This is a genomic window from Blautia sp. JLR.GB0024 (genome assembly GCF_037000545.1).
Classification (GTDB): domain Bacteria; phylum Bacillota; class Clostridia; order Lachnospirales; family Lachnospiraceae; genus Blautia; species Blautia celeris.
Genome location: NZ_JBANBF010000001.1, coordinates 837,848 through 851,294 on the forward strand (window position 1 = coordinate 837,848; position 13,447 = coordinate 851,294).

General features: G+C 46.4%; 17 protein-coding genes. 15 read left to right on the top strand and 2 right to left on the bottom strand.

What is annotated here, in order from left to right; all coding sequences use genetic code 11:
* The 5 genes from minE (at position 1) to V8Q34_RS03850 (ending at position 3,421) form a co-directional block, all read left to right on the top strand.
* Positions 1 to 255, top strand: a complete 255-nt coding sequence (gene minE, locus V8Q34_RS03830) for a cell division topological specificity factor MinE (RefSeq protein ID WP_225305322.1) — start codon at positions 1 to 3, stop codon at positions 253 to 255.
* A 43-nt stretch (positions 256 to 298) separates the two neighbouring features.
* Entirely contained in the window at positions 299 to 1,429 is a 1,131-nt protein-coding gene (locus tag V8Q34_RS03835) for an FtsW/RodA/SpoVE family cell cycle protein (protein ID WP_033142417.1), read from the top strand.
* Positions 1,426 to 1,821 (top strand): methylglyoxal synthase, encoded by a 396-nt coding sequence (locus V8Q34_RS03840; RefSeq protein ID WP_033142416.1) that lies wholly within the window; start codon positions 1,426 to 1,428, stop codon positions 1,819 to 1,821. Before V8Q34_RS03835 ends, V8Q34_RS03840 begins: the two co-directional genes overlap by 4 nt.
* Positions 1,805 to 2,854: a D-alanyl-D-alanine carboxypeptidase family protein gene (locus V8Q34_RS03845; protein ID WP_033142415.1), complete on the top strand. Its 1,050-nt coding sequence runs from the start codon at positions 1,805 to 1,807 to the stop codon at positions 2,852 to 2,854. Before V8Q34_RS03840 ends, V8Q34_RS03845 begins: the two co-directional genes overlap by 17 nt.
* A gap of 141 nt (positions 2,855 to 2,995) precedes the next feature.
* Positions 2,996 to 3,421 (top strand): hypothetical protein, encoded by a 426-nt coding sequence (locus V8Q34_RS03850; RefSeq protein ID WP_033142414.1) that lies wholly within the window; start codon positions 2,996 to 2,998, stop codon positions 3,419 to 3,421.
* 79 nt (positions 3,422 to 3,500) lie between these two features.
* Here the strand turns inward: V8Q34_RS03850 and V8Q34_RS03855 are convergent, their stop codons facing one another.
* On the bottom strand, positions 3,501 to 3,713 hold the full coding sequence (locus tag V8Q34_RS03855) for a DUF378 domain-containing protein (protein WP_033142413.1): 213 nt from the start codon (positions 3,711 to 3,713) through the stop codon (positions 3,501 to 3,503).
* A 146-nt stretch (positions 3,714 to 3,859) separates the two neighbouring features.
* Between V8Q34_RS03855 and V8Q34_RS03860 the strand changes: the two genes are divergently transcribed.
* From V8Q34_RS03860 to V8Q34_RS03895, 8 genes are all read left to right on the top strand, one after another.
* Positions 3,860 to 5,323, top strand: coding sequence for an HlyD family efflux transporter periplasmic adaptor subunit (locus tag V8Q34_RS03860; protein WP_335834856.1), 1,464 nt, complete (start codon positions 3,860 to 3,862; stop codon positions 5,321 to 5,323).
* Between the two features lie 13 nt (positions 5,324 to 5,336).
* A complete protein-coding gene (locus tag V8Q34_RS03865) occupies positions 5,337 to 6,032 on the top strand; it encodes a YggS family pyridoxal phosphate-dependent enzyme (RefSeq protein ID WP_335834857.1) in 696 nt (231 codons plus the stop codon).
* A 16-nt stretch (positions 6,033 to 6,048) separates the two neighbouring features.
* Positions 6,049 to 6,645, top strand: a complete 597-nt coding sequence (locus V8Q34_RS03870) for a cell division protein SepF (RefSeq protein ID WP_033142410.1) — start codon at positions 6,049 to 6,051, stop codon at positions 6,643 to 6,645.
* A gap of 18 nt (positions 6,646 to 6,663) precedes the next feature.
* Positions 6,664 to 7,416: a YlmH family RNA-binding protein gene (locus V8Q34_RS03875; protein ID WP_033142409.1), complete on the top strand. Its 753-nt coding sequence runs from the start codon at positions 6,664 to 6,666 to the stop codon at positions 7,414 to 7,416.
* A 16-nt stretch (positions 7,417 to 7,432) separates the two neighbouring features.
* Positions 7,433 to 8,524: a 3-dehydroquinate synthase gene (gene aroB, locus V8Q34_RS03880; protein WP_335834858.1), complete on the top strand. Its 1,092-nt coding sequence runs from the start codon at positions 7,433 to 7,435 to the stop codon at positions 8,522 to 8,524.
* A gap of 16 nt (positions 8,525 to 8,540) precedes the next feature.
* Positions 8,541 to 9,062 carry a signal peptidase II gene (gene lspA, locus V8Q34_RS03885; RefSeq protein WP_335834859.1) on the top strand — a complete coding sequence of 174 codons (522 nt, stop codon included), beginning with the start codon at positions 8,541 to 8,543 and terminating at the stop codon, positions 9,060 to 9,062.
* Entirely contained in the window at positions 9,059 to 9,973 is a 915-nt protein-coding gene (locus tag V8Q34_RS03890) for an RluA family pseudouridine synthase (RefSeq protein ID WP_335834860.1), read from the top strand. Before lspA ends, V8Q34_RS03890 begins: the two co-directional genes overlap by 4 nt.
* Positions 9,974 to 10,112: 139 nt before the next feature.
* Positions 10,113 to 10,748 carry a cytidylate kinase-like family protein gene (locus V8Q34_RS03895; RefSeq protein ID WP_033142406.1) on the top strand — a complete coding sequence of 212 codons (636 nt, stop codon included), beginning with the start codon at positions 10,113 to 10,115 and terminating at the stop codon, positions 10,746 to 10,748.
* Between the two features lie 81 nt (positions 10,749 to 10,829).
* Here the strand turns inward: V8Q34_RS03895 and V8Q34_RS03900 are convergent, their stop codons facing one another.
* Positions 10,830 to 11,558, bottom strand: a complete 729-nt coding sequence (locus V8Q34_RS03900) for a tRNA 2-thiocytidine biosynthesis TtcA family protein (RefSeq protein WP_033142405.1) — start codon at positions 11,556 to 11,558, stop codon at positions 10,830 to 10,832.
* 135 nt (positions 11,559 to 11,693) lie between these two features.
* Between V8Q34_RS03900 and V8Q34_RS03905 the strand changes: the two genes are divergently transcribed.
* Together V8Q34_RS03905 and dtd are read left to right on the top strand one after the other, a co-directional pair.
* On the top strand, positions 11,694 to 12,992 hold the full coding sequence (locus tag V8Q34_RS03905) for an AI-2E family transporter (RefSeq protein ID WP_033142404.1): 1,299 nt from the start codon (positions 11,694 to 11,696) through the stop codon (positions 12,990 to 12,992).
* On the top strand, positions 12,989 to 13,438 hold the full coding sequence (dtd, locus tag V8Q34_RS03910; protein WP_335834861.1) for a D-aminoacyl-tRNA deacylase: 450 nt from the start codon (positions 12,989 to 12,991) through the stop codon (positions 13,436 to 13,438). The genes V8Q34_RS03905 and dtd overlap by 4 nt, the downstream gene beginning before the upstream one ends.
* The last annotated feature ends 9 nt before the right edge of the window (positions 13,439 to 13,447 follow it).

Sequence of the window (13,447 nt, forward strand, 5' to 3'; positions counted from 1 at the left end):
GTGTTGATTCATTTTCGGAATAAACGTTCCGGTCATGTAGCAAAAGACCGGCTGAAGCTTCTCCTCGTATCCGAGAGGCTGGATTGTTCTCCACAAATGATGACCATGCTTCAAAACGATATGATCCGTGCAGTGAGCAGATATTTCACCGTACAGGAACAGAAAGTGGAAATCCGTTATCTGAAGGATACCACCACCGTTTTGGCAAAGATTCCTCTGAAAGCAGATATACAGGAATCCTATCCCGGTTTTTAGGAACAGGTAAAAAAGGACTTTAAGGATAAAACTAGGTGTTTTCATGATTAAACAATATAAACTACGCGACTATAATTTCAGACTGGTGCTGTTTCTGGTTGTGCTCACCTTTATGGGAGTGCTGCTGGTAGGAAGTGCGGAACCGGATCTGCAGAAAAAGCAGTTCTTCGGTATGATGCTGGGGTTTATCGTCATGGTGATCATATCCCTGATGGATTTCAGCTGGATCCTGAACTTTTACTGGATCATGTATGTGGGCAATATCCTCATGCTTCTTCTGGTACGGCTGTTCGGTACGGAATCAAAAGGTGCCGCCAGATGGCTGAGTATCGGAAGTTTCCAGTTCCAGCCCACAGAGCTGTCGAAGATCATCATCATTCTGTTTCTCGCACGCTACTTAATGGAACACGAGGAAGATTTGAATACATTTAAGACAATATTGAAGACAGTGGTGCTGATCGCCATACCTCTGCTTCTGATTTATAACCAGCCGGACTTGAAAAATACCATCACAATTGCTATACTTTTCTGTATACTGCTGTATCTCGCAGGACTGAGTTATAAAATTATAGGTGGGGCGCTGCTGATTGCCATACCTCTGGTGGTTGTATTTCTGTTCATCGTTATACAGCCGGACCAGAAGCTCATAAAAGATTACCAGAGAGACCGAATCATGACATTTTTGTATCCTGAGGAGGAAGAATATTCCGACGATGTCCTCCAGCAGCAGAATTCCATCATGGCCATCGGTTCCGGAAAACTGACAGGAAAAGGATTAAACAACAATGAGGTGGCAACTGCCAACAAGGGAAACTTTGTATCGGAGAGCCAGACAGACTTTATCTTTTCCGTTGCAGGTGAGGAACTGGGATTTCTGGGCTGTACGGCGCTACTGCTGCTTATGTTTTTGATCATCTTTGAATGTATGAGGACGGGCAGGAGGGCCAAAGATCTATCCGGCAGCCTTATATGCTACGGTATGGCTTCCATAATAGCAGTACAGAGCTTTATCAACATCTGCGTGGCAACGGGACTTGGCCCCAACACAGGTACGCCGCTTCCCTTTGTCAGCTATGGGCTTTCTTCCATGGTAAGCCTTTATATCGGTATGGGACTGGTGTTAAATGTCAGTCTTCAGAAAAACAGAACCTACAGGGAGGTAGAAAAATCGTGAACATCGGATTAATCGCACACAACTCTAAGAAAAAATTAATGCAGAACTTCTGCATTGCCTACAGGAGCGTCCTGTCAAAAAATGACCTGTACGCCACCGGCACAACAGGCAGGCTCATTGAGGAGGCTTCCAATCTAACAGTACACAAATTCCTGGCCGGACACCTGGGCGGGGAACAGCAGATGGGCGCTTTGATCGAGCAGAACCAGATGGACCTTATCATTTATCTGCGTGAGCCGCTGGCACCGCAGAAGCATGATCCGGATGTAAAACGGATTTTTCATCTGTGTGATACACATAATATCCCGCTGGCAACCAATCTTGCAACAGCAGAAATGATGATCAAATCACTTGACAGAGGAGAGTTAGACTGGCGTGAAATGTACAAATAAACCGAAAAAAAGGCTTTCCAAAAAAGCACAGAGAAAACGTAAGATCAGACGCACCCTGTTTCTCAGTATGTTTTTCGTCATCCTGCTTCTGGCAGGTGTCCTGGGGATTTTCATGCTGAAGGGAAAACAGGCGGTGGATGCACCCATGGCTTTTAAGCTGACCACCGAAGTATTCGGTCAGACCATAGGCGAGGATTCCCTGGTGGCGGAAGGCGTGGCAGCGGATTTGTGCGTGGGCGCAGGTGACACACCTCTGGAAGGGATTGAGACACAGGGGGAGGAGAGGGCAGCGCTCTTTGATATCAAAGATAAAAAACTGCTTTTTTCAAAATCTCTGTACGAGAAATCCTATCCGGCTAGTATCACCAAGATCATGACAGCACTGGTAGCTCTTGATAAGGCGAACATGGATGAGGTTGTGACCATTCAGGCACAGGACGTCCAGCTTGAGGCAGATTCCCAGGTCTGCGGGCTTTTGGAGGGAGACCAGATATCCATGGACCAGCTCTTCCATGCGCTTCTTGTCTATTCCGCCAATGACGCGGCCATGGCTATTGCCAGAACCGTAGGCGGCAGTGTGGAAAGCTTTGTGGATATGATGAATGAGGAGGCCCAGCGTCTCGGTATGACGGGAACACATTTTGTGAACCCACACGGTCTTCACGATGATGACCATTACACCACGGTCTACGACATTTATCTGATGTTAAATGAAGCCATGAAACATCAGGAGTTCACAGATATCACCCAGTTAAGCAATTATACCATTAATTACAAAGCAGCGGACGGAACTGCCATGCAGAAGTGGCTGGATGCCACAGACCAGTATCTGACAGGCGAGTCCAGCGCACCAAAGGGCGTTACCATCCTGGGCGGCAAGACCGGTACCACGGGAAAAGCAGGCGCCTGCCTGGCTTTAATGGTACAGAATAACTATGGGGAACCATATGTGTCCATCGTTCTGGATGCAGAAAACAAACCTGTTTTGTATGAGCGAATGAACCAGCTTCTGGAGAAAGTGAACCGTTCCTGAAGAAAAAATGAAATTTCAAAAAATAGCAGAAATTTTTTATTTTACCATTGTATTTTTGAACGAAATGCACTATAATTAATTCCAAGATAACCACGTTTTTAGTAAATATACATATTACGTGCGGCTAAGGAGGAAAATGCGATGGTTCAGTTAATTGTAGGTGAAAAAGGTAAAGGAAAGACAAAAATTCTTCTAGACAAGGCTAATGCTGAGGTCAAGAACGCGAACGGCTCAGTTGTTTACTTAGATAAGAGTACAAAGCACATGTATGAGCTGAATAATAAAATCCGTCTGATTGATGTGATGGAATACGGTATTGAGAACAGTGATGAATTCGTTGGTTTTATCCGCGGTATTGTTTCCCAGGATCATGATTTGGAGCAGATGTACCTGGATGGTTTCCTGAAGATTTCCAGACTGGAATCCTGTCCGGAGAATATTTCAAAAGTTATGGCCAGCCTTGAAAAGATTTCAGAGACTTATAAGATTTCCTTTATTATCAGCCTTTCAAAAGACGAAAAGGATCTTCCTGAAGATGTAAAGCATATGATCGTTACATCCTTATAAAATAAACAAAACAAAAGAGCAAAAAGCCGCTGCACACCCTGAAAAAACCAGGCGTGCGGCGGCTTCTTTTTGTGCGTGCTCAGCGGTCACCCAGAGATGTGATCCTTCCGAAGAGGCTCAGCAGATAGAGTCCGCAGATTCCTACGATGACATATACAATTCTGGAAAGCCATGTCATGTCTCCGAACAGGAATGTAACCAGATTAAAACGGAACAGTCCGATTAATCCCCAGTTGAGGGCACCGATAACGGTAATAACCAATGCGGTATAATCTAATCCATTTGATTTCATGATAATTCCTCCTTTATCTTTTTCTATTTTCTGCATTATTTATAATTTTTATACAATAAAATTGGCTATTGTACTTAAATGCTGAAAATGTTAAAATGGAAAACGATAATGAAAGGAGATTTTCATTCCAATTGAGAGAAAAAATATTGACATTCATAAAAAACCTGCTGAAAATCATAAAAAAGATTTTTACTTTTAATATCGCCACACTGCTTTTCGGGGCACTGTTCATTTATATGCTGATAACGGTTCTGCTCTATATCACCTCCACCCATGTCACTTCCTATCAGGTGACAGCCGGACCCTTGTCCAGGAACCCGGTCAGCACAGCCTTAGCTGTCAGAGATGAGGAGATCGTCACTGCGGAAAGCCCCGGATATGTGCGCTACTATGCCAGGGAGGGAATGAAAGTACGCAAGAACGGCAATGTCTATGCTCTGAGTGATACCAAAAATGTCAAGGCTGACATCACACTGTCCAAAGACCAGTTGGAGGAAGTACGCGCTAGGATCGCGGATTTTTCCAACAACTTCAGCGGTACGGATTTCTACGATACCTACAGCTTCAAATATGAGATGCAGGGTCTTATCTTCCAACAGGCATTATCTTCCCAGAAAGCGCCGGCTGACGCTGTGGAGGATGACGAAGAGGAGAGCGGCGTAACTGTCATCCAGGGGTCCAAGACTTTTGGAAACCAGGTGGTACATACAGCGCCGAATGCCGGTCTTGTGGTGTATTCCACAGACGGGTATGAGGGAAAGACCGTGGAGGATCTGACGGAGGAGGATTTCAGCCAGAAAGCCTACGAGAAAAATGACCTTCTCACAGACGAAGAGATCAAGGCCGGAGACCCGGTCTATAAACTGATCCGGGATGATAACTGGACCCTTATGGTCCCTCTCTCCGATAAACTGGCTGCCAAGCTTGCAGACCGCAGCAGCATCAAAGTGAAGTTTTTAAAGGACGGCGAGACACAGACAGGACAGCTCTCCATAATGAATGTGGGAAGCCAAAAAGTGGCGAAGATCGCCCTGAAAAACGGCATGGTGCGCTATGCTGCTGACCGGTTTCTGAAGATAGAACTGGTCATCAACACCCAGAGCGGTTTAAAAATACCCATGAGCTCTATTGTCACCAAAGAATTCTATATGATTCCCTCTTCTTTTCTGACGAAAGGCGGCAACGAGGATTCCGCCGGATTTCTCCGGGAGACAGTCACCAAGGGCGGCGAAAAGACAACAGAGTTTGTATCAGCCACGATTTATAAAAATACAGCGGAAGAGAGTCAGGATACAGAGGTATCCGAAAACACCGATGACACCGGCTCCAAGGACGGTTATTGTTATGTGGACAAGCAGACCTTTAAGGACGGGGACGTACTCCGTAAGCCGGAAACAGAGGAAACCTTTGTGGTCGGTGAGATTGATTATCTGGAGGGCGTCTACAGCATGAACAAAGGATACGCGGTGTTCCGGCAGATTGATATCATTGACCAGAATGAAGAATACTGTATTGTAAAAACCAACACTTCTTACGGTCTGGAAGCCTTTGACAGAATTGTGGAGGACGGAGAGAGCGTAAAAGAAGAAGATATACTGACAGGAAAGTAAGGAGAGATGAAACATGAGTGTATGTGAAAATTATCTTGCAGTGGAAGAAAAAGTAAAAGAAGCCTGCCGGCGTGCCGGAAGGAGCCGGGATGAAGTTACCCTGATCGCAGTGAGCAAGACAAAACCCATGTCCATGATAGAGGAGCTTCTCCCTCTGGGCGTAGTGGATTTCGGCGAGAATAAGGTACAGGAGCTGACCGCCAAGGAGGAGGCACTTCCCTCCCATATCCGCTGGCACATGATCGGGCATCTGCAGAGAAATAAAGTAAAATACATTGTGGACAAATCCTTTCTGATCCACTCCGTGGATTCCCTGCGCCTGGCAGAGGCAATCAGCCAGGAAGCCGGAAAGAAAAACGTCACAGCCAATATTCTCATTGAGGTCAATGTGGCCGGTGAGGACAGCAAATTCGGTGTACGCCCGGAAGAGACGGCAGCACTGGCAGAGTCCATTTCAAAACTTCCGAATATTTCGGTGAAGGGCCTGATGACCATCGCCCCATTTGTTGAAAATGCTGAAGAAAACAGGGAAGTTTTTAGAAATTTAAGAAAATTAAGTGTTGACATTGAAGAGAAAAAATTTAATAATGTTACTATGGCCGTGCTCAGCATGGGCATGACTGGTGATTATGAGGTTGCCATTGAAGAGGGTGCCACCATGGTCCGTGTAGGAACCGGCATCTTCGGAGAAAGAGATTATAGCAAATAAGATTGGAGATTTTATCATGGGTGTTTTAGATAAGTTTTTAGATGCAATCAAAGTGAACGACGATTACGACGATGACGAATTTCTGGATGATGAGTTCGATGACGACTTCGATGACGAAAAACCCAAGAGACGTTTCTTCAAAAAATTAGAGGAAGATGATGACGACTTAGATGACTACGAACCGCGCAGAAGAGCGGAGAAACAGCCTGCTCCCAAAGCTGCCAAGACAGCCAAACCGCAAAAGACGGTCAAGTCCCCATCTTCAGCTTCCGCTTCCTCCTCCAAGGTTACCCCGATGCGTCAGGTAAAAAGAACAGGCAGCGCGATGGAAGTCTGCGTGATCAAGCCCACCAATATGGAAGATACCAGAGAGATTGCAGATACACTGATCGCCAACTGCACCGTTATCCTGAACCTGGAAGGCCTGGATATGGAAGTTGCACAGAGGATCATTGATTTTACTTCAGGTTCCTGCTATTCCATAGGCGGAAGCCTGCAGAAAGTGTCCAGCTACATATTTATTCTGACACCGGCAAGCGTGGACATTACAGGAGACTATCAGCAGATATTAAGCGGTGCTTTTGACATCCCGTCCATACGGACCGAATATTAAGGACAGAGTGGACAAACCATGGAAAAAGAAGTTTTATTTGAAAAACGTATGAAAGAGTTAAGTAAGAATGCCTATTACCGCGGTGTTCTTACTTTCTCTGATTTTCTGGACTTAAATGAATTGCATATGTTGCACAGCCTGCCAAAGAATGAATCAGGGGTCAAAGTGGAGACCTTCGGAGGCTATGCATTGGCAGAGCGTCAGATGGCAGCATTCATCCCTGATGCTCTTTTCTTTCAGCAGGATTATCCCATCTCCTGCATCCAGATCCGGCCTGCGGCGGAGAAATTCGCAGAGAGCCTGACGCACAGGGATTATCTGGGAGCCATATTAAACCTGGGTATTGAGAGAAGCAAGATCGGGGATATCCTGGTGGACGGGAAGACAGCCCATGTCTTCTGCCATGAGAACATGGCGCCGTTTCTCATGCAGGAATTGTGCCGCGTCCGCCATACGAACGTAGTGCCAAAGCTTCTTGATGCGCTGGAGGATGTGCCTGTCCTGAAAACAGAAAAAGTTTCCGGCACGGTTTCCTCTGTGAGGCTGGACAGTGTCATCGCACTGGCATTTTCCACTTCCAGAAGCAGTATCATCTCTCTGATCGAAGGGGGAAAGGTATTTGTGAACGGAAAAAACATTCTCTCCAACGGATATAACCTGAAGGAAGGGGATATTGTGTCTGTGCGCGGCAGAGGAAAGTTCCGTTTTGAGGAAGTGGGAGGCATCACAAAAAAGAACAGGTATCATATAAGCCTGGCCAGATATTGTTAAGACAGGAGTGAAAAGAATGACAGCAGACATATTACAGGTTAGAAGAGACGGGGATTTTTCCTATCCCATTATATTCCGCAAGGATTTTTCGGATTTATCCGCGCAGCTTAAGAGACTGGAATTCTCCGGGAGAAAATTCTGCATTGTGACGGACAGCACGGTTGCTCCGCTGTATTTAAATACCGTAAAAAAAGAGCTGGAACGGTGTGCCTGCTTTGTGACTTCCCATGTGCTTCCCGCCGGGGAGGAGAATAAGACACTGGAACAGGTCCAGGGGATATACCAGCATTTGATCGAAATGCACTTTGACCGGAAGGATTTTCTGGTTGCCCTCGGGGGCGGTGTGGTAGGTGATATGACTGGATTTGCGGCGGCTACCTATCTGCGGGGAATTGACTTTATTCAGGTACCCACCACACTTCTGGCCCAGGTGGACAGCAGTATCGGCGGCAAGACAGGTGTGGATTTCTTAAAATACAAAAATATGGTGGGTGCGTTCCATCAGCCCCGCATGGTATATATGAATGTGAGCACATTGTGCACGCTGCCCCTGGAGCAGTTTTCCTGCGGTATGGGGGAGGTTGTGAAACACGGATTTATCCGTGACGCCTCCTATTCCCGTTGGCTGTATGAAAACCGTGCCAAAATACTTGCCCTTGACACGGATACCCTTTCCGAGATGATCTGCAGAAGCTGTGTCATCAAAAAGACTGTGGTTGAAAATGACCCCACAGAACAGGGAGAACGGGCTGTTTTGAATATGGGCCATACAGTTGGCCATGCAGTTGAAAAGCTAAAGGATTTCCGCCTGCTCCACGGTCAGTGCGTGGCAGTCGGCACGGTGGCCGCCGCATACTTATCCATGCGGCGCGGCATGATCACAGTGGAGGAGTATGAAAATGTAAAGCAGCTTCTGGAGGCTTTTGGCCTGCCCGTTTCCACAAACGGGCTGCGCGCAGAGGAAGTATTAAGCGTCACAAAGTCCGATAAAAAAATGGAGCAGGGCAGGATCAAATTCATTCTTATGAAAGAACCGGGATACGCGGTGGTGGATAAGACCGTGACAGATGAAGAACTGCTCACCGCTATCCGGGAAATACTGGAGTAGCCGCAGGGAGATGAACATGAATCAGAAAACAAAAAAAATAACTGTGCTGATGCAGTTTCTCATCAGCGTAACTCTTTTGACCGGACTGGACCAGTGGACAAAATACCTGGCTGTCCGGCATCTGAAGGACCAGACGGATATTCCCCTGATCCCCAATGTGCTCTATCTGCATTATCTGGAAAACAGGGGCGCTGCTTTTGGCCTTTTCCAGAACCAGTTTATTTTCTTTGGCATTATAACCGTTGTCATACTGTGCGCTGTGCTCTATGTCCTCTGGCGTATGCCTGTAAAAAGAAAGTATCTGCTATTGCGGATAATCTGCTTTGTCATCTCCGCCGGGGCAATCGGAAACTTCCTTGACCGTGTCCGGCTGAATTATGTTGTGGATTTTATTTACTTTTCCCCCATTAATTTTCCTGTCTTTAATGTGGCGGATATCTATGTGGTAGTCTCCATGGCGTTATTTTTGATCTCCTTTTTGTTCCTCTACAAGGAGGAAGATTTTGCGTTTTTATCATGGAAAGGGAATGTAAAATGAAAAGAATCTGCCTTTTGGCTGACCCCTCACAGGCAGGGGAGCGTATTGACAAATATCTGGCCCTGGAACTTGACGGCTACTCCCGTTCCTTCCTTCAGAAGCAGTTAAAAGACGGAAATGTCACAGTGGGAGATAAACCGGTAAAGTCCAGCTACCAACTGGCTGAGGATGACGAGATTTGTGTCTTTATCCCGGACAACAGAGAACCGGATATTCTGCCGGAAGATATTCCCCTGTCCGTTTTATATGAAGACGAGCATCTGCTTGTGGTGGATAAGCCAAAGGGAATGGTGGTGCACCCAAGTGCGGGCCATTACAGCGGCACATTGGTGAATGCCCTCCTGCATCACTGCAGAGGTAATTTATCCGGTATCAACGGCGTGCTCCGTCCCGGCATTGTACACCGCATTGACAAGGACACTACCGGCGCCCTTCTTGTGTGCAAGACAGACCTGGCACACAGAGATCTGGCACAGCAGTTAAAAGACCACAGCATCACACGGCGGTACCGGGCGATCGTACACGGAAACCTGACAGAAGATGAGGGTACTGTAGAGGGTCCCATCGGCCGTCATCCCACGGAGCGCAAAAAAATGGCAGTCAACCAGAAAAACGGCAAACCGGCTGTCACACATTACAGGGTGCTGGAGCGTTTCGGAAACTACACGTATATCGAATGCCGCCTGGAAACAGGGCGTACCCACCAGATCCGTGTGCATATGAGCAGCATCGGGCATCCCCTTTTAGGAGATTTGGTGTATGGCCCCAGAAAATGTCCGGTATCCGGACTGGAAGGCCAGACACTGCACGCTATGGTTTTAGGCTTTATCCATCCGGCCACGAAAGAGTACCTGGAGTTTACAGCACCTCTGCCGGAATATTTTGAAAAACTTCTCATAAAATTCCGATAAAATAATATAAATTTTATATACAGATTGGATAAAATAGATTATAATAGTTATAGTAAGATAATAATTCCACATTTGTCTGATGCATTGCTACAACAATGTCAGAGAGAGGGGATTATCGAATAGAGAGGAGTGTTTGATTATGGCAGCAAATACGGTAATTACAATTGGAAGACAATACGGAAGCGGCGGTAAAGAAGTGGGCCTGCGTCTGGCTGAAGAACTGGGCATCAAATGTTATGATAAGGAGCTTCTTGACAGGGCAGCCAAGGACAGCGGATTATGTCAGGAGTTATTCGAGAACAACGATGAAAAACCAACCAACAGTTTTTTGTATTCCCTGGTCATGGATACATATTCCTTTGGCTATTCCTCTGCGGCATTTACCGATATGCCCATCAACCACAAGGTATTCCTGGCACAGTTTGACACCATCAAAAAGCTGGCTTCCGAAGCGCCCTGCGTGATTGTGGGCCGCTGCGCGGATTATGCGCTTTCCGATTATGAAGGTGCGATCAGCGTATTTATACATGCTGATCTGGATAAACGGATCAAGAGGATCGCAAGAAAGCATGAACTGACAGATTCTGCTGCAAAAGACAGAATCCAGAAGACAGACAAGAGAAGAGCCAGCTACTATAATTACTACACCAGCAAAAAATGGGGAGATGCCACCAGTTATGACTTATGCCTGAACAGCGGCGTACTGGGCATTGATGGCTGTGTGGAAATGATCAAGAGAGCCATTGAGATCAAAGAAGGCAGAAGAGCGAAATAAGGCAGATTCCGATTTCTGCCGATACTATCTAGAAGGAGCTGTGCAGAACATAAATTCTGCACAGCTCCTTATTTTCTGTGTTTATTTCGGTATTCTTTTATCCCATCCGTTTATATTGCTGTTTAAAATGGCGGTAAACATGCGCTCTTTTGTCCCCGGATGTTCTTTTGTAAGGTCCCGGAGCAGTTCCTTGGCATACTGCCTTTTGGTATATCCGTCTACCGGGCAGGGACTTTTCTCCACCGGCAGGTCATATTTATTTTTAAATCCAATGACGTCTGCCTCCTCCACATAGAGCAGCGGACGGATCACCGTCAAATCCATGCGGTCCAGATAGGTTTTGGGCGAGAAAGTGTGGAACCTTCCCTCAAAAATCAGGGAGAGGAGCATGGTTTCCACCACATCATCCTTATGATGGGCATACGCCACCTTATTGCAGCCCAGTTTCTTCGCCTCCTCGTTGAGGGCTCCTTTCCGCATCTTTGCGCAGAGGGAACAGGGATTGCTCTCTTTCCGCTCATCAAAGATGATCTGCGCGATGTCTGTCTTCACCACCGTGAACGGCAGCCCCAGGGAATCACACAGTTCTTTTATTTTCTCCACATGGAACCCGGGATGCCCCAGGTCCACAGTGATCACTTCTATGGAAAAGGGATGGGGGTAGAAGCGCATCAGCCCGTGGAGTGCATAGAGCATGGTCAGGCTGTCTTTTCCTCCTGATACACCCACAGCGATCTTATCCCCGTCCTCTATGAGTGAGAACTCATCCACCGCTTTTCTGGTGAGACTCAGTAATTTCTGTAATTTCATATCATTATCCTCCGTAGCATAATTGAATATATCATAGAAATTTAAAAAAATAAATAACTTTTTTACAGAATTATGACACAAATAATAAATTTCATGTTATAATGATTCCAGTTTATGCATAATCGGAGGCTTAACATGAAGTTTCGTTGGGATAAAAAATATTTGTATTGGGGCGTTACAGCATTTGCAGTTATTTGTGCCAGTATGCTCTTTTATTTTGGGATTTTTCATATGGACGTGCTCATACGGGGATTTCGTATTCTGAGCAGTGTCATGATGCCGGTAATCTTCGGAGTGGTCATCGCCTATCTGCTGACACCGGTTGTGAATTTTCAGGAACGGAAGATCTTCTTTCCTCTTATGAAGAGAAAGAAGATGGATATCAATAAAAAGAAGAAAAAAGCAGTCCGCTATATCTCTGTCTTTTTTGCGCTGCTGTTTGCGCTGCTGATCATCTATTCCCTGATGGCCATGATTGTGCCGTCTATTGTGGAAAGTATCATCAGCATCATCAATGACATGCCCAGATACGTGCAGAATGTGGGAAACTGGCTGAATTCCATTCTGAAGAACAATCCTGAGCTGCGTTCCACAGCCATTGATTTCTTCAACAGCTATTCCTCTAAGGTGGAGACCTGGATGAATGTCCAGCTTCTTCCCCAGGTGAAAGAGGTTCTGCAGCAGTTTACCACAGGTGTGTTCGGCGCGCTGGTCTTTATCAAGAACTTTTTGATCGGTGCCATTATTTCCGTCTATCTGATGGCTGACAAAGAAGGATTTCTCACACAGGGAAAAATGTTCATCTACGCTGCGTTTGATGCGGAGAGAGCCAATGACATCATCAAAGGCTGCCGTTTTGTGAACAGGACCTTCGGCGGTTTTGTCAACGGTAAGATCGTAGACTCTGCCATTATCGGTGTTCTGTGTTATATCCTTACCTCCATCATCGGAACCCCCTATGCAATCCTGGTCAGTGTGATCGTTGGTGTGACCAATGTGATCCCGTTCTTCGGACCGTACCTGGGCGCCATACCCAGTGCCTTTATCATACTGCTGGTCAATCCCATGCAGTGTTTGTACTTCCTGATCACCATCCTGCTGCTACAGCAGTTTGACGGTAATATTCTTGGCCCAAAGATTCTGGGCGGCTCCACAGGCCTTTCCAGTTTCATGGTCATTGTGGCTATTCTGCTGTTCGGCGGACTGCTTGGCATTCCGGGCATGATCATCGGTGTGCCGGTGTGGGCTGTTATTGTGGCAGGCCTTAAATACCTGCGCAATTCCTGGCTGAAAAAGAAGGATCTGCCTACAGAGGAGAATAGGTATCAGAATGTGGATTTTATCAATCCGGAAACCCTGGAGCCGGTAAAAATGGTTCCTGAGGAAGAGAAAGACGAGAAAGAAAAGAAAAAAAGGAGTTTTTTGCGTAAATGAAATTTGTAATTCAAAAAGTCAGTGAGGCGTCTGTCCATGTGGAAGGGGAGTGCATCGGCAGAATCAACCGCGGATTTCTTGTTTTAGTGGGAATCGGCAGGGAGGACACAAAAGAGACTGCAGACCAGTACATTAAGAAAATGGTCAATCTCCGGATCTTTACGGATGCAGAAGGAAAGACAAACCTGTCTCTGGCCGATGTGGGCGGGGAGGTGCTTCTGATATCCCAGTTCACACTGTACGCCAACTGCAGAAAAGGCAACCGGCCCAGCTTCTTTGGCGCAGGAGAACCTCAGATGGCGGAAGCGCTTTATGAATATATCATCGAGAAGACAAGAGAACAAGTCCCTGTAGTCAGAACCGGCAGATTCGGTGCCCTGATGCAGGTATCGCTTGTAAACGAGGGACCTTTTACCATTATATTGGATGAAAGTACATTTGCGTAAGGGGGAGAA